The sequence below is a fragment of the Cupriavidus sp. FW305-F7 genome (genome assembly GCF_058782875.1).
In genome coordinates, this window is record NZ_JBYSYC010000005.1 from 192819 (window position 1) to 212186 (window position 19368).

Sequence of the window (19368 nt, forward strand, 5' to 3'; positions counted from 1 at the left end):
ATCCCGGTGGCTTTGCCGGGCCGTATGCGATCGGATAACGCATGGCTGGCCGACGCAATGCTCATGGCAAGCCGCGACGCCGGCTCGCACAATGAAATGGCTCACCGGAGCCTTTCATGCCATACACCCTTTGCCTTGAAGCGGAATGCCTGCGCTTGCGACTGCGGGCCGGCGCGGAACTGGTCTGCCGCGGCGGCAGCCTGTGGCTGACGTTCGAAACACGGGACAGGCCGTCCCCGGACGTCCTGCTCGCACCCGGCGAGCGCTATCAGCTGCATGGTGACGCCGACGTGTTTCTGGCGGCGCTGCACGGCGCCGGCCCCGTGTTATGCGGGATCGAGGCGCCGCCACCCCCGCGCCGTGCCGGCTTCCCCTGGCTCAGGTGGCTACGGGGCTCGCACGTGTCCTGACGGTGTGTGCGGCTTCCTGGTAAATCCACTCGGCTACACACCTGACGTCCTCGCGCGGATCGGCGGAGGCATGGACCAGCCAGTATGCGTTGGGGCTCGGCGGCGCTTGTAGCGCCGTCGGCACGATCACTAGCTGGCCGCCATCGATCAGGGGCCGCACCAGCTCGAGCCGGCCCAGTGCGACGCCCTGTCCCGCCAGCGCCGCGTGGATGACCTGGTCGTACTGATTGAAGCGAAGCACGCCGTGCTGGCTCGCCTGGCGGTAGCTGCGTGGCTCGAGCCAGCTGCGCCATTGCAGCCACGGACGGGGATCGTCGAATTCCAGCAGCGGCAACTGAAGCAGCGCCTCGTCGTGCCGGGCGACCCCGGCCACCAGCGATGGATGGGCAACCGGGGCGATGTTTTCGCCGAACAGGCGCACAGCATCGGGCGGCGCCGCGGCGTCGCGGCAATAGCGCACGGCGAGGTCGATGCCCTCGGCACGCAAGTCGCTGATACGGTTGCTGGCGGACAGGCGCACATCCAGATGCGGATGCGTCTTCTGCAGGTTCCCCAGCCGCGGCAGCAGCCACAAGCCGGTCACGCCGATGCTGGCGGTGACCGTGACGGCGCGCTGGCCCTCGTTGCGGCGCACTTCGGCTACCACGTCCTGCAGCTGCTGCAGTGCGCTGTCGGCGCTGCGAAACAGCCGTTCGCCCTCGGCAGTGAAGGCCACGCCGCGATGCTTGCGCACGAACAGCGGCACCTTCAGCTGCTCCTCCAGCGCGTGGATCTGCCGGCTTACCGCCGACTGCGTCAGGCACAGGTCGTCCGCTGCCTGCGTAATGCTCATGCGTCGGCCGACAGCGACGAAGCCTTTGAGCAGGTCGAGCGGAAACAGCCGGACAAGCGGGACGGACATGCGGTGGCCTCCTGGCAGATTCGCGATACGCCATTACAGCACGATCCCCGGCCCTCTTGCCATGCGCGGCGCGCATGGCAAAACGACCAAATGATCGTTTGAAGCACGGCGCCGGGGCGGCTGCAATAGAGCCATCGCGCGCCTGCCGGCGCCATTGTCCGACAAGGGGCCGTCATGACTTCTCGCCTGCCGCACACTTGCGCCGCCATCGCCACGCCGCAGTCCGCCACGCCATGGTGGCGGGAGTTGTGGGTGCTCGTGCTGGCGGGCGGCCTGCTGATGGGGCTGGCGTTGGGCGTGCGCCATGTGCAGGGTTTGTTCTTGCTGCCCATCATCGCCGAGCGCGGCTGGACCCGCGAGACCTTCGGCTTCGCGATGGCGGTGCAGAACCTGGTCTGGGGGCTGGTGCAGCCCTTCACTGGCATGCTGGCCGACAGGTACGGCTCGTGGAAGGTGATGGCCGGCGGATTGGCGTTATATGCCGCCGGACTTTACGGGATGACACAGGCCGACACGTCACCGGCCTTCGTCTGGTCGGCAGGCGTCTGCATCGGCATTGCGCTGTCCGGCACGACCTTCGGCGTAGTGTATGGCGCGCTGAGCAGAATGGCTGACACCGCGCAGCGTAGCCGCGCACTGGGCCTGGCCGGCGCCGTCGGCGGCATCGCGCAGTTCGCGCTGGTGCCGGCCGCGCAGGGGCTGCTGGTCACATCGGGATGGGCGACCACGCTGCTGATGCTCGCCCTGGCACTGGCCGTGCTGCTGCCGCTTGCGCTGCCGTTCCAGGACCGGATTGCCGCCGCGCCGGCGCCGGCCGCGGACGAGACCAACACGGCCCGCGGCCAGCCGTCGCTGCTCGGCGCGGTGCGCGAGGCATTCGGTCATTCCGGCTTCTGGCTCCTGAACCTCGGCTTTCTTGCCTGCGGCTTCCAGCTCGCCTTCATCGCCAGCCACCTGCCCGCCTATCTGCTGGATCGTGGCATGCGTCCGGCCGACGGCATGGCCGCGCTCGCCATCATCGCGCTCGCCAATGTGGCCGGCATCTACGTGTTCGGCCTGCTGGGCGGGCGCCACAGCAAGAAATACCTGCTCGCCGGGATCTACCTCGTGCGCACCGCGGCGATGGCGCTGTTCCTGCTGCTGCCGCTGAGCACGCCCACGTTGTACTTGTTCTGCGCGGCGATGGGCTTCCTGTGGCTCGGCACCGTGCCGCTGACCAACGGGATCCTCGCACAGGTGTTCGGCGTGCGCTATCTCGCCACGCTGTTCGGCTTCGTGTTCTTCGGCCACCAGCTGGGCTCGTTCCTCGGCGTATGGCTGGGCGGGCTCGCGTTCGAACTGACGCGCTCGTACGACCCGGTCTGGTTCAGCGCCATGGCGCTGGGCGTACTGGCCGCGGCCTTGCACTTCCCGATCGACGACCGGCAGATTGTCAGGACCGGCCTCGCGCCTGTGCGGTCATGAGTCTGCGCCGCGGACCGGCGCTCGGCATATGGCTGTCGGTACTCGGCCTGGCGGGCCTGTGCATGGTGGCACTGACATCTTGGCTCGACCCGACTTTTGCGCTGGCGTGGGTACAGCTGATGGCGATGTGCCGATAGCAGTCGTCATGCCCCGCGGGACTCGATCGTGCTAGTTCTCCTGAACCAACTGGAATGCGGTCCTGCAGGCCTTGGCCCATTCCCTAGCCAATTCCCTACGCTGCGCGGTCCGGGACGCCATCGCTTCGTCCAGGCCGGCCGCAAGATCCCGCACGGTGACCGCGGCCGGCGCCCCGGCCGCGCCCCAGGCCGCGGCAAAGGCGATTTGCTTGCTGGTCCCAGGGAGTTGTGCGGCCCGGAGCAGGCCAAGCCATGGCAGGAAAAATGCGCCGGCGACAATGCCGCCGTGCAGGCTGCTGCCGACAAAACCCTGGCTGTGCGCAATCAGCGCACAGATATCCCACAGTTTGAGCGAGTCGAACAGGACCACAGGCGTGCCGCGCAGCCGTGCCGCCAGGCGCTGGTAGCAGGCCAGGTCGTCGTGCCAGGGCGCGGCGCCGGCGCGAAACAGCACCAGGCCCAGGGTCCTGGTCCGGGCGATACGTTCGAGCTGGGCCGCCAGCTGTGAAAGGGTATCGTCGTCGCCAAAATCCGCGCTGAACTGCACGGCCAGGTATCCGGCAGGGAACCCTGACACGATGCGGGCGCACTCGCCCTGGCGGGCGCGCCGGCGGATGCAGTCGCCGAACAGCTCGGCCACCAGCACGGCCGGATCAGGCTCCAGGCGGCAGTCAATGCCGTTCTCCGCGAGCATGGCCCGGGTCTGATGGTCTCGTATCCCGACGCTGGTGGCGGCCCCGAGCTTGGCCACCACCTCGGCCCGCATGGCAGGCTCAACCGATCCAAGTTCAATGCCGCCGGCGGCGTGGACAATGACACGCCGGACATTGGCAAAGATGCCGGCCGGCAACAGGTAGGGGACCCGGTCCCGTACGCCCAACTGCGCCTGGGCCCAGACCGTCCGCTCGTGCGGCCGGGCATCGAGCAGCGCCACCACCGCCCGGGCCTGCTCGGGAGGCTGCAGCATCACGGCCGCCTCCCAGAGCGAGCAGGTCAGGGTTTCGCCACCCACATGGATGACATCGACGGCGCTGTCGCCCACGGTGGCTGCCAGCCGCGCCAGGGTGTGGACCCGATGGCCGCCATGGATTCTCAGGTTGCGCTCGGCCAGGCCCCCGTAGAACGGGTTGGCCTGCCCGATCAGGCTTCGCACCACATGCGGCAGCAGCAGGTCACCGAAGTTGTGGCGATCGAAAGCGCCAAACAGGATCGTGGGGAAGCCGGTGGTTCCTGACCGGGAGGCTGGCATGGCGTTCGGCAAAAAAGTTGGCGCCCACGGAGTTCTCAGATCCGCATCGGGACGCCTCCTCCGTAGGATTAGATTCCCCAAAGCCGCCCATCGCAAGTGGCTTCGGCCACCAGGGCAGTGGGCCGGTTGCGCGCCCGAGACCGCAAAGCGATCTCATAGACTCGGCGCGGCACCCCCCTCAATGATGCATGAGCGGATAGACCACCAGGCCGATCAGCGCGGCGCCGGCCACGATCACGGGTTCGGGCAGCTTCTTGAATTTGAGCAGCAGCGCCACCGTGCAAAGCGCCAGCAGCACCGTTGGCACATCCACGATCGAACGCCTGGCCAGCACGATCACCGCGCCGGTGATGGCTCCCACCGCGGCAGCGGTCACGCCATCGACAAAGGCTAGGATGGCGGGCAGCTTGCCGTATTTCTTGAAGTAGGGGGCCGGCAGGACGGTGAACAGGTAGCACGGCAGGAAGGTGGCCAGCGCCGCAACCGACGCGCCCGGAAAGCCGGCCACCAGGTAGCCGATAAAGCCAACGGTGATCACCACGGGGCCGGGCGTGATCATGGCCACCGCCACGGCATCCACGAACTGCTTGTCATTGAGCCAATGGAAGTCGGTGACCACGCTGCCGTACAGGAACGGCACAATGGCCAGCCCCGAGCCGAACACAAATGCGCCCGCCTTGGCAAAGAACACGGCAATCTGCGCCAGCAGGGGCCAGTCAATGGCGCCGGCCACGCCGCCGGCCAGGGGCAGCTGTGTCGCCGCGGCCGCGTGCAGGCCGCCCTGGCGCAGCCATTTGGGCGGGGCGCGCCAGAACCACACCAGCAGCCCGGCCGCGAGGAACATCCACGCGATTTCGGATTCGGTGACCACCGTGACCGCGGCAAGTACCAGGTAGATCGCCCACAGCAGGCGGTCCTTGCCCACGCTCTTGGTGGTGAGCTTGTACGCGCTGATCGCAATGATGCCGATCACCGCGGCCCCGACGCCGTAGAACACGGACTGCATCCACGTCAGGCCGCCAAAGCGCACATAGGCCCAGCCCAGCGCCAGCACCATCAGGAATGACGGCAGCACGAACGCGATCCCGACCAGCGTCGCGCCCGCGATCCGGTAATGGACATAGCCCAGGTAGATGGCCAGTTGCGCGGCCAGCGGGCCAGGTGCCAGCTGTGCCAGGGCCAGCCCCTCCTTGTAGTCGGCGTCGGTGATCCACTGGCGCCGGTCTACCAGGTCGCGATGCATATAGCCGGCCAGCGCCACCGGACCGCCGAAGCCGAGCGTACCCAGGCGCAGCATGTAGCCGACCAGCTGCCAGAGGGTGTAGTGCGGCCGTTCCGTGAGTGCGGCCGGAGGGGTTGGGGCCTGCGAGACGTTGCTCATGTCGTGGACCTCAGGGGCATGGTGCTATCGCTTTCCGGAAAAATGCACATAAAGGGAATCCAGGGTACGGCCGATTTCGGCCAGCAGTGCGTCGTCATCCGCCAGGTGCTCGCGCGCGCCGGCAAGTACGGCTTCGAAGCCGCTGGCTTCGGGCACCTGGGCCCCGCCGATATCCAGGGCGTGGACCATGCTGGCCAGGCGGGCCAGTCCGCGGTCGGCGTCCAGCCCGAAGCTGGCCAGCAGCACCTCAAATGAAACCTTGTCGCCCACATGCGTGAAGGCGGCGCCGTCGAAGTCGAAACCCAGCGCGTCATGCGGGCAGTCCGCGGGATGCTCCAGCCACAGGAAGCGCGCATGCGGGTCAATAAAACGCTGGATCAGCCACGCGCAGGCAACCCGGTCCACCCACAGGTGGCGCCGCGTTGCCCAGTCGCGCCCCTGGTATTGGGCAGGATCCCGGCGCGGGATGCCGCCGCTTGCAGGCTGGGGCTCGCCTGGCGAGCGCAGGGTTTCGACCGCACTGTTGAAGTCCCGCCATTGCAAGGCGGCGTTGGCCGAGGCGTCGTTGGGGAAAAAGTCGGTCCCGGCGATGGCATCAAAGGCACGGCCGTGCCGGCGCAGCAGGCGGGCGATCCCGGCTTCATCCTGGCCGGACAAGCCCTTGCGGTCCTCGGAGAGGGCGGCCAGCCAGCCGGCGTAGTCGGCCGTGCGGTCAAACAGTGTCCGGTAGGCGTGAGCCTCCGCCGGATCTTGCGCGCGCACGTTCAGCAGCCAGGCCTGGCCGCCTTCCTGGATGGTTTCATCGGCCAGGTCGCGCAGTTGAGCGCTTTGCGCGCTTGCCGTCGGCAACAGATAGGCGCCGTCGCGCAATGCAGCGCAGCCTAGTGCCTTGAGGGCTCGCCAGATGCGCATCCGGGCAGTAGCGCCCTTGGTTGGCAGGCTGATGACGAGGAGGGTCCACAGTTCCGGAGCTGGTTCCATGGGCCGATACTAAGTATTTGTAGAGTGTTGATCAACTATGTAGCGATCTCTACAAATTCATCTGTGAGTGCCTTTATCACAAGGCGCGCCGCGGCGGCCACACCGTCAACTAGTGCCGGTAGTGCTATTAAATGCCCTGGCCGGATACCTTGGGGATGGCGCGGCCCACGCGCTCAGCGCCGACCTGAGCGCCGCCTGGACGCCGGCGCGGATTGCCTGCCAGCTGGACGCGTGGTTGCTGCAGCGCATGACGGCTATCCGGCCGCCTGCGGAACTGGCGACGATCAGGGCGGCGCATGCGCTGCTGCGCCAGGGACGGCAGGTGCAGGAAGTCGCCAGCCTGACCGCCGTCAACCGGCGCCAGCTGAACCGCTGGTTCGAGCGGCACCTTGGCCTTGGCCCCAAGCAGTTGATGGACCTGGAGCGATTGCAGTTCAGCATCCAGGCCGTGCAACGCGGCGAGGGCGACGCGCTGTCGGGCTATAGCGATCAGCCGCATAAGATCCGGAGCTGGCGACGGCGCCTGGCCCAGACGCCGGGCGACTATGCGCGCAACGGGCCATCGCCGCTTGCCGAGTACTTCGGACGCCTGCCAGACGATGCCCCGGCCTTCTATCTCTGACGACGCAAGCACCTGGCGTCCCAAACGTTCAATACAGCGCTCCCAGCCTGCCGCATGCTGGCGGCTCGAAAGAAGCATGCTATGGACGCCGGGAAACTGCCGCTGGAACGATCGTTGGTCGAGTACACGGATGGCACGACTGTCTTCGAAGGGTATGTAGCGCGGCCCGCCGGGCTGGCGCAACGCACGCCGTGCGTGCTGCTGGCCCATGAATGGAGTGGACTCAACGCCGCGATGCGCCGCTGCGCCGACCAGCTCGCGGCACTGGGCTACATCGGCTTTGCCGCAGACGTGTACGGCAAGGGCGTCCGTGGTGACGAGCTGGGAGACAACGCGCATCTCATGGGCCCGATGATGGCCGATCGCCGCCTGTTTCGCCGGCGCCTGTTGGCCGGGTTCGATGCGGCCACCAGGTTTCCCGGAGTCGATGCGCACCGGATGGCCGCGCTCGGGTATTGCTTCGGCGCCCTGTGCGCCCCGGATCTGGCGCGCGCGGCCCCGCCAAACCTTCTGGCTACCGTCAGCTTTCACGGGGTGCTCCACGCGCCGCGGATCGGCCCGCAAGCACCCATCACCTCCAGCATCCTGCTACTGCATGGTTGGGAAGACCCGGTCGCGCCGCCGAACGACGTTCTCGGCATTGCAGGGGAACTGACCGGCGCCGGCGCGGACTGGCAGCTACATGCCTATGGCCATGCCCGGCACGCATTCACGTTCGAGGGGCGAATCTTCCGGAACGTGGCATTGCCTATGATGCGGCGGCGGACCGCCGGTCCTGGGCGGCAATGCAGGCCTTCCTGGCCGAACGGCTCGCCCCAGGTGTGTCACCCAAGGCAGCCTGACCGGCCAGCTCAGGCGCCTGCTGCGACAAGCCTTCAGGACGCGTTGGTCTTGCGGCCCACGTTCCGGATCAGTTGTGTGACACGTCCCAGGTACTGGTCGAAGACCTGATTCGCCTGCTCCTGGCTGTCGATCGGCTGTGCGACCGTACGTCCCTCGGCTTCCAGCTTGGCCCGGATCTCGGGCTTGGCCAGGGCTTCGCCAATCGCCTTGCGCAGTACCGCCACCCGGCTCGCGGGCGTGCCCTGCCTGACGAAGTAGCCGCCGCCGATCGAGTACTCGAAGTCGGGCACCATCCGGCTTTGCGAGATCAGCGGAATATGCTTGAGTGCCGGGGGCAGAGCCCTGGCGAAGCTGCTTAGCACCTTCAGCCGGCCCTGTTGCTGCATGCTGTCGAAACTGGACTGGTAAGGCAGGATGGCAAAGTCGACCTCACCGCCGGCAAGGCCCTGCAGCGCCGGTGCGCCGCCCTTGTACGGCACGTGCAGGAAGGGCACGCCGAGCCGGGCAGCGAGGGCATCGCCCATGAGGTGATAGATGGAGTCGATGCCGACCGTGGCGTAGGTCAGCGGTTTTCCCTTGCTTTGCTTCGCATAGTCCAGGAACTTGTCCAGGGTATCGACGGCAATGCCGTTCCTGACGAGCAGCACGATGTTGGCGTCGCTGATGGGTGCGGCCAGCTGGAAGTCCTGCGGCTTGTAGCGCGCCGCCGGGTTGAGCATGGGGGCCAGGAAGACCTCGTTGATCGACCCGTGGAAGAAGGTGTAGCCATCAGCCGGTGCGCCCAGCACCTTGTTGGCGCCGATCAGCCCAGTACCGCCACCGTAGTTCTCGACGATCACCTGCTGCCTGACGCTCTTGCCGATGGATTCCCCGAAGATGCGGGCAGAGGTGTCGCTGGCACCGCCGGCCGGGTAGGGGACCACCAGGGACAGCGACTTGGCGGGAAAGTTGTCTGCGGCAAAGGCCGGCAGGCCGGCCAGCACGGAGGTGCCGGCGGAAAGACCGGCGTATTGAAGGAAGCGGCGGCGGTTCAGTGAAGCCATGGCGGATGTCCCCGGGGAATTGTTGTTCAAACCAGATAGCTTTGCGTCAGGTGTGCCCAGAATGCGGCACCGACAGGCAGAGCCTTGTCATTGAAGTCGTACAGGGGGTTGTGGACCATGCAACCGCCATCTTCGCCCAGGCCGTTGCCAAGCCGGATGTAGGCACCGGGCCGGTGCTCCAGCATGTAGGCGAAGTCCTCGCTGCCCATCACCGGCGGGCGCTCGACCACGTTGTCCGCGCCCACCAGCCGGATCGCGGCCCGGCGCGCGCGCTCGGTCTGCGCGTCGTGGTTGACCAGCACCGGGTACTTGCGTTCGTAGACGACCTCGGATTGCAGCCGGAAGCTCTGGGCCTGGGCGGCGACAAATTCGCTGATGCGCGCCTCGACCAGCGTGCGCACCTGCGGGTCCAGCGTGCGCACGCCGATCTTGATCGTTGCGCTATCGGGCACGACGTTGTAGGTGGTGCCGGCCTGGATGGAGCCGACGGTAATGACCGCCGACTTGAGCGCATCGATCTCGCGGCTGACGATCGATTGCAGGCCCAGCACGATGCTGGCGGCGCACTGCATGGCGTCGATGCCATGATGGGGCATGGCGCCATGGGCGCCGCGGCCGCGCAGCGTGACCGTGGCGCGGTCGAACGAGGCCATGGCAGGGCCGGCGATGACCCCGATCTGGCCGACCGGCAGGCCCGGGGAATTGTGCAGCGCATAGATTTCGTCGCAGGGGAATTGCTCGAACAGCCCATCTTCCAACATGCGCAGCGCACCGCCTTCGTTCTCTTCGGCCGGCTGGAAGATCAGGTTCAGCGTGCCATTGAAATCGGCGGACTCGGCCAGGTACCTGGCGGCGCACAGCAGGATCGCCGTGTGCCCGTCATGGCCGCAGGCGTGCATCTTGCCGGCGATGGTGCTGGCGTAGTCCAGGCCGGTCTTCTCCTGGATCGGCAGCGCGTCCATGTCGGCGCGGATGCCCAGCGCCTTGCTGCCTTGCCCCTTCCTGAGCCTGCCCACGACACCGGTGGTGCCCATGCCACGATGCACTTCGTAGCCCCATGCCGCCAGCCGCCCGGCGACCAGGTCGCTGGTCCGGCGCTCTTCAAAGGCCAGTTCGGGGTGCGCATGGATCTTTCGGCGGATCTCAACGAACTCCGGCGACAGGGTCTGGATGGATTGGTGCAGATCGGCAAGCGGGGCCTGGTTCATGGCGGTATCGGAGCGTGGTCGTCCACCGCATTCTCCACGCATGCGCTTGCCGAAACCATGACAATGGTAAGAGCGAAACGTTGCATAATTTGCAACATTAGAAGAATCCGCGCGCTGCCGTCCTGGGCCGGCGCCGCGAGCCAGAGGAGGAAGACATGGAAGATGTGCTGGACCGCAAGCGCGCGCTGTGCCTGTTGCAGATCATCGAGACCGGCACTGTGCGCGGCGCGGCCGAGGTGCTTGAGTTGGATCCGTCGGTGGTGAGCCGCGCCGTGGCGAAACTGGAGCAGGATACCGGGCTGACTTTGCTTGAGCGGCGCGGGCGGGGTGTTGTCGCCACCGATGCCGGGCGCCTGCTGGCGCTGTTTGCCCGGCGCCAGCAGGACCTGAACGATACTTTCCTTGCCGAGGTCAACAACCTGAAGAATGCCCGGCGTGGCCACGTGGAGCTGGTCTTTGGCGAAGGCTTCGTCGACCTGGTGCTAGAGCCCGTGCTGCAGGGCTTCCTGCGCAAGCATCCCGACGTGAGCTGCAGCATCCAGGTGGCCGGCACCGATGAAACGGTGCGGCATATCCTGGAGGACCTGGCGCATATCGGCTTTGTCTTTCAGCCGCCCGACGATGTGCGCCTGCGCTCGCACTATTCAAGGCTGTCGCCGATCCGCGTGCATGTGCACAAGGACCATCCGTTGGCGCGCAGGCGCCGCGCGCTGACGCTCGCGGACCTGGCGCCGCACCAGGGAGCGGCGCTGACGGAATCGTTCGGTGTGCGCAAGCATATCCAGGCGGCGGAGCTGGACGAGCACGTCACCCTGAAGCCGATGCTTGTGACCAACTCGTTCAAGGTGCTGTGGGAATATGCAGCGATGGGGCTGGGCTACATCATGACGGCACGCTCGGTGGCGCTGAAGGAGCCGCAGTTCAGGCAGCTGGTGTCATTGCCGCTGGCCAATCCCATCCTGAACAATAGCCGCATCCACATCATCACCCGGACCGGCCGGCACCTGTCGCCGGTGGCTGACAGCTTGCTGCGGCACCTGGTGAAGGCGTTCCCGCTGGTCTGAAGCAACTGTGCTCCCCGGGGGAGCGCCTGTTTGTATGTACCCGTGGGCACCCGGGAAATCTAATCTGGTGACACCGCAACGATCCGGCCCCCTTCGATTCAGCGCAGCCCGCCGGACAGCGCCCCCGTCGTTACAGGACCACGCCAATGAGCTCCCCGACCCCTGAAAAAGGCCACATCGCCCCCTACACCCACCCCGCTGCCGGCTGGGGTGCGCTGAAGTACGTTGCCATCAACCTGATCAAGGAGAAGGTTGCCGGAGGCAAGTACAAGATGCTGTTCAAGCAGAACCAGGCCGATGGCTTCGACTGCCCCGGCTGTGCCTGGCCGGACCGGCAGCACGCCTCCACCTTTGAATTCTGCGAGAACGGCGTCAAGGCCGTGGCCGCCGAATCCACCAGCATGCGCGTGACCCCTGAGTTCTTTGCGCAGCACACGGTGACGTCGCTGATGGCGCAGACCGATTATGAGCTGGAGCAGCACGGGCGGCTGACGCACCCCATGGTCTATGACGCGCAGACCGACAAGTACCGTGCGATCGCCTGGGACGAGGCCTTTGCGCTGATCGGGCGCCACCTGCGCGCGCTGCCGGACCCGAACCAGGCCGCATTCTATACGTCGGGGCGCGCCAGCAACGAGGCCGCCTTCCTCTACCAGCTGTTCGTGCGAGCCTATGGCACCAACAACTTCCCCGACTGCTCGAACATGTGCCACGAGGCCACCAGCCGGGGCCTGCCGCCGACCATCGGCGTGGGCAAGGCCACCGTGGTGCTGGATGATTTCGAGCATGCCGACACCATCCTGCTGTTCGGCCACAACGCGGCCACCAACCATCCGCGCATGCTGGGCGAGCTGCGCGAGTGCGCGCGGCGCGGCGCCGCCATTGTGTCGATCAACCCGCTGCGCGAACGCGGGGTGGAGCGCTTTACCAGCCCGCAGCACCCGGTGGAGATGCTCACCGGCTCCAGCACCAAGATCGCCTCGATGTTCGTGCAGCCCAAGCTGGGCGGCGACTTTGCGTTGATCAAGGGCATGGCCAAGCGCCTGGACGAACTCGACGAAGAGGCCATCCGGCACGGCCGCGAGCGCCTGATCGACGTGGATTTCGTGCGCGAGCACACCATCGGCTTCCGCGACTTCATCGAAGACCTGCGCGCGGAAAGCTGGGCCGACATCGTCGCCGAGTCGGGCGTGTCGCAGGAAGATATCGATGCGCTGACCCAGGTCTACGCCAGGGGCAAGCGCGTGATCGCCTGCTGGGGCATGGGCCTGACGCAGCATAAGCACTCCGTGCCGACGGTGCAGATCCTGTCCAACCTGATGATGATGCGCGGGAACATCGGGCGCTCCGGTGCGGGGCTGCTGCCGGTGCGCGGGCATTCGAACGTGCAGGGCGACCGCACGGTGGGTATCGAAGAGAAGCCTGAGCAGGAATTCCTGGACCGCCTGCAGGCCGCCTTCGGCTTCGAGCCGCCGCGCAAGCACGGGTATGACGTGGTCCACACCATCTCGGCGATGCTCGAGGGCAAGGTCAAGGTCTTTGTCGGCCTGGGCGGCAATTTCTCCACCGCCACGCCGGATACGCCGCGCACCTTCGAGGCCCTGCGCCAGTGCGACCTGACCGTAAATATCGCCACCAAGCTCAACCGCAGCCACCTGGTGCACGGCAAGGAGTCGCTGATCCTGCCGACGCTGGGCCGCACCGAGATCGACCAGCAGGACGGCGTGGCGCAGGGCGTGACGGTCGAGGACTCGGTCTGCATGGTCCATATCTCCTTCGGCATGAACGCGCCGGCGTCGCCGCACCTGTTGTCGGAGATTGCCATCGTCGCGCACATGGCGGCCGCCACGCTGGGCTCGCAGAAGATCGACTGGCTCTGGTATGCGCAGGACTATGCCCGCATCCGCGACGCCATCGAGCAGGTGATCGACGGTTTCGAGAGCTACAACGAGCGCGTGGCGGTGCCGGGCGGGTTCCACCTGACGCCGGCGGCATGCAACCGGGTCTGGCATACGCCGTCGGGCAAGGCGCAGTTCCTGGTCAACCGCATCGAAAAGGACACCCCCATCAGCCGGGCCCGCCAGAAGTATGGCGACAAGCTGATGGTGATGATGACCACGCGCTCGCACGACCAGTACAACACCACGATCTATGGCCTGGACGACCGCTACCGCGGCGTGTTCGGCCTGCGCCGGGTGGTCTTCATCAGCCCCGCTGACCTGGCGCGGCTTGGCCTGAAGGCGGGCCAGCACGTGGACATCACCAGTGTCTGGGACGACGGCGTGCAGCGCCAGGTCGAGGACTTCGTGCTGGTCGAATACGACATCCCGCAAGGCTGCCTGGGGGCGTACTACCCCGAGACCAATCCGCTGGTGCCGCTGGAAAGCACTGGCGATGGCTGCGGCACGCCCACGTCGAAGTCGGTGCCGGTGTTGCTGACCCCGTCCCGTCGGCAGCCCGCGGCGGCGGCCTGACCGCGCCAGCACAGCCATGAACATGGACAAAAGCCCCGGCGCCCGGCCGGGCCAGAGCCGCGTGCGCGCCCGGGTGGAATCCTTCCTGGGCATGGTGGAACTGGCTGGCCTGGTCGTGATCGGCCTGGCCACGACCTTTGCCATGGCACAGGAAGGCTGGAAGGTCGCGGCCATGGGGGTCTTCTCGATCACCGACCTGCTGCTGATGTTCCTGTACCTGGAGGTGCTGGCGATGGTGGTGCGCTACCTGAGGCTGGGCCAGCTGCCCGTGCGCTTCCCCTTGTACATCGCGATGGTGTCGCTGGCGCGCGACCTGATCCTGCGCTTCAACGAGTCCACCGAGTTCCACATGCTGGCCTTGTGCGCGGGCGTGGTCATGCTGGCCTTCGGCGTGCTGATCCTGCGCTACGGGCAATACCGCTTCCCCAGCAACGACGACAGGGAAGCCGGCGCCGGCGAGTGAAGCCCGAAGCGCGACGGCATCTGTAGATGCCGGCGATCGGCGCAACTGTACGCCTCGTACGGGGCGGTCCGCGCCTACCATCATTCCCAACAGACCCGATCACTCCCGACCAGCGCCGGCCTTGTGCCGGCGCGGCATCCATCTTGGCGAGACCCCCATGCAATGCACCGAACTGGTTGAACACTCAGGCTATGAAGCGCGCAGCATCGTGCGGCACAAGAACTGCGTGGTGCAGCCGGCCACGGACAACGTGGCGGAAGAGCTCCCGGTGGCGCTGGTGTACAACGGCATCTCGCACGCCGTGATGATGGCCACGCCGCTGGACCTGGAGGCATTCGCGGTCGGCTTCTCGCTGACCGAGGGCATCGTCGGGCGCAATGCGGAGATCCACGACCTGGAAGTGCGCGTGCACGCGCACGGCGCCGAGGTACAGATGGAGATCAGCGAACACGCCTTTGCCACCATGCGGGCCCGCCGGCGCGCGCTGGCGGGGCGCACCGGCTGCGGCGTCTGCGGCATCGAGAGCATCGAGCTGCTCGACCTGGAGCCCGCGCGCATGCCCGAGCCGGCCACCCGGCTGACGCCGTCGCGCGAGATGATCGAGCGCGCCGTCGCGGCGCTGCCGTCGCACCAGCGGCTGATGCAGGCTACCGGGGGCGTCCACGCCGCGGCCTGGTGCGGTGCGGGCGGCGAGATCCTGCATGTGTTCGAGGATGTGGGCCGCCACAACGGCCTGGACAAGCTGATCGGCCACCTGGCGATGCAGCGCATGGCGATGGACGACGGCTTCGTGCTGCTGTCCAGCCGCGCCAGCTATGAACTGGTGCGCAAGGTGGCGCGCATGAATATCCAGATGCTGGCGACGATCTCGGCGCCGACCTCGCTGGCGATCCGCATCGCCGAGCAGGCCGGCCTGCGCCTGCTCAGCTTCTGCCGCCAGGATGGTTATGTCGACTATACCGGCGCCGCATTGGACGCCAGCCGCGGAGACGCAGCATGCTGAACTTTGACGAGGCGCAGGCGGTCTTCGCGATGTGCGCGGAGCCCGTGCGGCAGACCGAAACCGTGTGGCTGGGCTTGCTGACTGGCCGCGTGCTGGCCGGCGACGTGGCCGCGGTCATGGATACGCCCGCGGCGGACCGCAGCGCCATGGACGGCTATGCGGTGCGCTGCGAAGACTGTCGCGAGGGCGCCTGCCTGCCGCTGCAGCAGGTCGTCTTCGCCGGCACGCAGCCGCAGCCGCTGTTGCCCGGCCAGGCCATCCGCATCTACACCGGCGGCGTGATCCCGCCCGGCGCCAATGCCGTGGTCGCGCTGGAAGATGCCGAAGAGACCTATCGCGGTGTGGTCTGCGCGCGCGCACCCGTGGCGGGCCAGCATATCCGGCGCAAGGGCGAGGACGCCCGCCGGGGCGACCTGTTGCTGTCGGCAGGAACCCTGCTGCATGCGGGGCATATTGCCGCGCTGGCGTCGCAGGGACTGACAGAGGCCACGGTCTGCCGGCTGGTGGAGGTGGCTATCCTGACCTCGGGCGACGAGGTGGCGGCGCACGACGAGCCGCGCGACGTGTATCAGGTGCATGACGTCAATGGCCCGATGCTCGAGTCGCTGGTGCAGTCGATGGGCGCCGTGGTCAGTTGCCACCGCCACGTGCAGGACGACGAGCGCGCCTTGCACGACATGCTGCGGGAACTTGCCGCCGACGCCGACCTGGTGCTGGTCACCGGCGGTGCCTCGGTCGGCCAGCGCGACCTGGTCGCGGCGGCGCTGGCTTCGGCGGGCGGCGAGCTGCTTTGCCGTGGCGTCAACATGAAGCCCGGCAAGCCGGTCACGGTGGGGCGCCTGCGCGGCAAGCCCGTGGTGTGCCTGCCGGGAAATCCGGCGGCAGCTTATGCCACCTTCGCGCTGCTGGTGACGCCGCTGCTGCGCCGCCTGCAGGGGCGCGCCGAGCTGTTCCCACCGGTAGGCCGGGTCAGGGCGGCGCTGGCCGGCACGCGCCCGCACCGGGGCGATGCCTTCTGGCGCGTGGGCGAAATCGGCAACCTCGGCGGCCGCGAGAGTTTCGTGCAGGTCAATGCACAGCAGGGCGCCGCCTCGGTGTCGGCGCTCGGCCAGGCCAGCGGCTTTGTGCGGGTCGAACCCCAATGTGCCGGACAGCTCCAAAATGTGCCCCTGCCGTACTATGATCTCCATCGTTGGCTCAGCTGACGGCGGCCCGGCAAGGTGGCCGGTCCGGGCACCGACGGGGCGCAAGGGAAAGGGGAGCGCAGCGTGAAACTATATGAAAAACTGGCTGCGGACATCGAGGCATTGGTGCAACAGGGCGTGCTGCTGCCCGGCGAGCGGATTCCCTCGGTGCGGCAGACCAGCCAGCACCACCGCATGAGCATCACCACGGTGATCCGGGCCTACGTCTTGCTGGAGAGCCGCGGCATCATCGAAAGCCGGCCGCAGTCCGGCTACTTTGTGCGCGCGCGGCCGGGCGAGCCGGTGTTCGAGCTGCGCCCGTCCAGGCCCAGTGCCAAGCCCTCGGCGGTGGACGTCAGCGCGCTGGTGCTTTCCACGCTGCGCTCGATCCGTTCCGATGATGCCGTGCCGCTCGGTTCGCCCTATCCGGACCCTTCGCTGTTTCCGTGGCAGCGCATCAACCAGTACGCCAACAACATCGCGCGCCGCTATGCCAAGTGGACCATGCTCGACGACCTGCCGCCCGGCAGCCCCGAGCTGATCCGGCAGATCTCGCGCCGCTACCTGGAGAACGGCTACGCCATCGATCCGAACGAGGTGATCGTCACCATCGGCGCGACCGAGGCCATCAACCTCTGCCTGCAGGCGGTGGCCAGGCCGGGCGATACCATCGCGGTGGAGTCGCCGACCTTCTACGCCATGCTCCATGCCATCGAACGGCTGGGCATGCGCGCCATCGAGGTGGCGACCGATCCGGCGGAGGGCATCGACATCGGCGAGCTGGCGCGGCTGATCGATGAAAAGGGCGTGGCTGCCTGCATGGTGATGCCCAATTTCCAGAACCCGCTCGGCTTCCAGATGCCCGATGAGAAGAAGCGCGCGCTGGTGGCCATGCTGACCGAGAAGGACATCCCCGTCATCGAGAACGACGTCTACGGCGAGCTCTATTACGGCGAGGCCCATCCCAGTTCATTGAAGGCGTTTGACAAGGCCGGCATCGTGCTGCATTGCTCGTCGTTCTCCAAGACGCTGACCAATGCCTACCGGATCGGCTGGGCGCTGCCGGGCCGCTACCGCGAGGCCGTGGAACGACTCAAGTTCCTCAACACGCTGACCACGCCGGCGATTCCGCAACTGGCGATTGCCGAGTTCCTGAAGAACGACGGCTACGACTTCCACCTGCGGCGGGTGCGCAAGGCCTATGCGCAGCAGGCCAGCATCATGGCCGCCGCGGTGCGCAGGTTCTTCCCGGACGGCACCACCACGTCGCGCCCCGCGGGGGGCTATGTGCTGTGGGTGCAGTTGCCGGAGGGCATCGATGCGATGGAGATGTACCACGCCGCGCTGGAGCACCGCATCACCGTTGCGCCGGGGCATATGTTTGCGCCCGGGGCCACTTACGGCAACTGCATCCGGCTGAACTACAGCTCGGAATGGACGCCCGGCATCGAGTCCGCCGTGCAGACGCTGGGCAAAATCGCACAGCACCTGCTGGCACGCAGCCGGGAACGCGTAGAGGAAGAGCATGCAAGACGCTGACATCGATCCCGCCATGGTCGCGGCGCTCCAGGTCCTGTGGCAGGCTGGGCGCGAGGGTGGCGGCAGCCCCTGGTCGCTCGCCAAGATCGCGAAGCGGGCACAACTGCCGATGAGCGTGCTGCGGCGCGTGTTGACGCAGCTGCAGGCCGCCGGACTGGCGGACGTGGCGATCGACGAGGAAGGCCGCGGTCACGCGAGCCTGACACCAGCCGGCGCGGAGCTTGCCGCGCAGGCCTTCCCGAATCCTGACTGAGTGACCGGGAGCCGCGCCCGCGGCTCAGCCCCCGACCAGCGACATGCGCACCGTCGGGTACTGGCGCTTGCCGCTGGCCAGCCGGTCAGCGCGCAGCTCAGAGTAGCGGTCGCCGCGGGCCTGCCACGCTTGCCGGACCGCGTCCGCCACGGCTTCATCCGGGTGGGCGGTGCCCAGGTGCTGGCGCAGGTCGACGGAACTGGTGGCGAACAGGCACAGGTGCAGCCGGCCGTCGACCGAAACGCGTGCGCGGGTGCAATCGCCGCAGAATGGGTGCGAAACGCTGGAGATAAAGCCCACCTTCAGGCTGCCGTCGGCCAGCAGGTAGTTGCTGGCGGTTTCGCCGTCGCGCCGAGTGACCGGCAGCAGCGCATGCGCGCGTTCGACCATGCCGCGGATCTCGTCGGACGGGACGACGCGCGACTGTGACCAGCCGCTCGGGCCTTCCACATCCATATATTCGATAAAGCGCAGCGTGACGTCGCTGCCGCGGAAGTGTTCGACCAGCGGCAGCACCTGCGCGTCGTTGGTGCCGCGCTCGACCACGCAGTTGACCTTGACTGGCGCCAAGCCCGCCGCGATGGCCGCGTCGATGCCCTCCAGCACGCGGCCGACCGGGAAATCCACATCGTTTATGGCGCGGAAGATCTGGTCGTCGAGGCTGTCCAGGCTGACCGTGACCCGGCCCAGGCCCGCGTCGCGCAGCGAACGCGCCTTGCGGGCCAGCAGGCTGCCGTTGGTGGTCATGGCCACTTCCACCTGCCGGCCCTCCAGGGTACGCATGGCCGCAATGCGTTCGACCAGAGACTCGATGCCTTTGCGCAGCAGCGGCTCGCCGCCGGTCAGGCGCACCTTCTCAACGCCCAGGCTGACAAAGGCGCGCACGATGCACAGCAATTCGGCATCGGACAGGCGCTGCTCAGGCGACAGGAACGGATAGTCGCGCCCGAAGCGCTCCTTGGGCATGCAGTAGGTGCAGCGGAAGTTGCACTGGTCGATCACCGAGAGGCGCAGGTCGCGCAGCGGACGGCCCAGCTGGTCCCGGCAGGCGGGTGATGCGTGGTCCGGCTCGGGCGCCTCAAAACTGCGGGCGGCGGGCATTTTTTGCACAAGCGCTGCTTGCATGGCGAATCTCCCGGGGGCAATGGG

18 protein-coding genes are annotated in these 19368 nt (G+C 67.2%); 11 read left to right on the top strand and 7 right to left on the bottom strand.

Annotated features, from left to right (window positions below; genetic code table 11):
- The first annotated feature begins 116 nt into the window (after window positions 1–116).
- Entirely contained in the window at window positions 117–410 is a 294-nt protein-coding gene (locus AC3WL8_RS06985) for a DUF2917 domain-containing protein (RefSeq protein ID WP_153953526.1), read from the top strand.
- Here the strand turns inward: AC3WL8_RS06985 and AC3WL8_RS06990 are convergent.
- Complete coding sequence (locus tag AC3WL8_RS06990) at window positions 379–1311, bottom strand: LysR substrate-binding domain-containing protein (RefSeq protein ID WP_492378047.1); 933 nt, start codon at window positions 1309–1311, stop codon at window positions 379–381. The genes AC3WL8_RS06985 and AC3WL8_RS06990 overlap by 32 nt on opposite strands.
- 174 nt (window positions 1312–1485) lie before the next feature.
- Between AC3WL8_RS06990 and AC3WL8_RS06995 the strand changes: the two genes are divergently transcribed.
- Window positions 1486–2775, top strand: coding sequence for an MFS transporter (locus tag AC3WL8_RS06995; protein WP_492378048.1), 1290 nt, complete (start codon window positions 1486–1488; stop codon window positions 2773–2775).
- A gap of 168 nt (window positions 2776–2943) precedes the next feature.
- Here the strand turns inward: AC3WL8_RS06995 and AC3WL8_RS07000 are convergent, their stop codons facing one another.
- The 3 genes from AC3WL8_RS07000 to AC3WL8_RS07010 form a co-directional block, all read right to left on the bottom strand.
- Window positions 2944–4161 carry a polysaccharide pyruvyl transferase family protein gene (locus AC3WL8_RS07000; RefSeq protein WP_492378049.1) on the bottom strand — a complete coding sequence of 406 codons (1218 nt, stop codon included), beginning with the start codon at window positions 4159–4161 and terminating at the stop codon, window positions 2944–2946.
- A 178-nt stretch (window positions 4162–4339) separates the two neighbouring features.
- Window positions 4340–5542: a chromate transporter gene (locus AC3WL8_RS07005; RefSeq protein WP_153953528.1), complete on the bottom strand. Its 1203-nt coding sequence runs from the start codon at window positions 5540–5542 to the stop codon at window positions 4340–4342.
- Between the two features lie 24 nt (window positions 5543–5566).
- The gene (locus AC3WL8_RS07010) at window positions 5567–6523 is read right to left on the bottom strand and encodes a chromate resistance protein ChrB domain-containing protein (protein WP_492378050.1); all 957 of its coding nucleotides are present in this window, start codon (window positions 6521–6523) and stop codon (window positions 5567–5569) included.
- A gap of 121 nt (window positions 6524–6644) precedes the next feature.
- Between AC3WL8_RS07010 and AC3WL8_RS07015 the strand changes: the two genes are divergently transcribed.
- Window positions 6645–7145, top strand: coding sequence for a helix-turn-helix transcriptional regulator (locus tag AC3WL8_RS07015; RefSeq protein ID WP_228772340.1), 501 nt, complete (start codon window positions 6645–6647; stop codon window positions 7143–7145).
- Window positions 7146–7226: 81 nt separating this feature from the next.
- The gene (locus AC3WL8_RS07020) at window positions 7227–8096 is read left to right on the top strand and encodes a dienelactone hydrolase family protein (RefSeq protein ID WP_492378051.1); all 870 of its coding nucleotides are present in this window, start codon (window positions 7227–7229) and stop codon (window positions 8094–8096) included.
- On the opposite strand, the gene AC3WL8_RS07025 is transcribed toward AC3WL8_RS07020, so the two are convergent.
- Window positions 8021–9031, bottom strand: a complete 1011-nt coding sequence (locus tag AC3WL8_RS07025; protein ID WP_492378052.1) for a tripartite tricarboxylate transporter substrate binding protein — start codon at window positions 9029–9031, stop codon at window positions 8021–8023. The genes AC3WL8_RS07020 and AC3WL8_RS07025 overlap by 76 nt on opposite strands.
- A gap of 26 nt (window positions 9032–9057) precedes the next feature.
- Window positions 9058–10239 (bottom strand): M20 aminoacylase family protein, encoded by a 1182-nt coding sequence (locus tag AC3WL8_RS07030; protein WP_492378053.1) that lies wholly within the window; start codon window positions 10237–10239, stop codon window positions 9058–9060.
- 155 nt (window positions 10240–10394) lie between these two features.
- On the opposite strand from AC3WL8_RS07030, the gene AC3WL8_RS07035 reads away from it, so the two are divergent.
- From AC3WL8_RS07035 to AC3WL8_RS07065, 7 genes are all read left to right on the top strand, one after another.
- The gene (locus AC3WL8_RS07035) at window positions 10395–11303 is read left to right on the top strand and encodes a LysR family transcriptional regulator (RefSeq protein ID WP_114130786.1); all 909 of its coding nucleotides are present in this window, start codon (window positions 10395–10397) and stop codon (window positions 11301–11303) included.
- 146 nt (window positions 11304–11449) lie between these two features.
- Entirely contained in the window at window positions 11450–13777 is a 2328-nt protein-coding gene (locus AC3WL8_RS07040) for an FdhF/YdeP family oxidoreductase (RefSeq protein WP_492378054.1), read from the top strand.
- A 16-nt stretch (window positions 13778–13793) separates the two neighbouring features.
- Window positions 13794–14240, top strand: coding sequence for a phosphate-starvation-inducible protein PsiE (locus tag AC3WL8_RS07045; protein ID WP_153953532.1), 447 nt, complete (start codon window positions 13794–13796; stop codon window positions 14238–14240).
- Window positions 14241–14397: 157 nt separating this feature from the next.
- Window positions 14398–15243 (top strand): formate dehydrogenase accessory sulfurtransferase FdhD, encoded by an 846-nt coding sequence (gene fdhD, locus AC3WL8_RS07050; RefSeq protein WP_153953533.1) that lies wholly within the window; start codon window positions 14398–14400, stop codon window positions 15241–15243.
- Window positions 15237–16448 carry a molybdopterin molybdotransferase MoeA gene (locus AC3WL8_RS07055; protein ID WP_492378055.1) on the top strand — a complete coding sequence of 404 codons (1212 nt, stop codon included), beginning with the start codon at window positions 15237–15239 and terminating at the stop codon, window positions 16446–16448. The genes fdhD and AC3WL8_RS07055 overlap by 7 nt, the downstream gene beginning before the upstream one ends.
- 63 nt (window positions 16449–16511) lie before the next feature.
- Window positions 16512–17966 carry an aminotransferase-like domain-containing protein gene (locus AC3WL8_RS07060; RefSeq protein ID WP_211981556.1) on the top strand — a complete coding sequence of 485 codons (1455 nt, stop codon included), beginning with the start codon at window positions 16512–16514 and terminating at the stop codon, window positions 17964–17966.
- The gene (locus AC3WL8_RS07065; RefSeq protein ID WP_010814452.1) at window positions 17953–18219 is read left to right on the top strand and encodes a helix-turn-helix domain-containing protein; all 267 of its coding nucleotides are present in this window, start codon (window positions 17953–17955) and stop codon (window positions 18217–18219) included. The genes AC3WL8_RS07060 and AC3WL8_RS07065 overlap by 14 nt, the downstream gene beginning before the upstream one ends.
- A 24-nt stretch (window positions 18220–18243) precedes the next feature.
- Here the strand turns inward: AC3WL8_RS07065 and moaA are convergent, their stop codons facing one another.
- The gene (moaA, locus tag AC3WL8_RS07070) at window positions 18244–19344 is read right to left on the bottom strand and encodes a GTP 3',8-cyclase MoaA (protein ID WP_492378056.1); all 1101 of its coding nucleotides are present in this window, start codon (window positions 19342–19344) and stop codon (window positions 18244–18246) included.
- Window positions 19345–19368 lie beyond the last annotated feature (24 nt).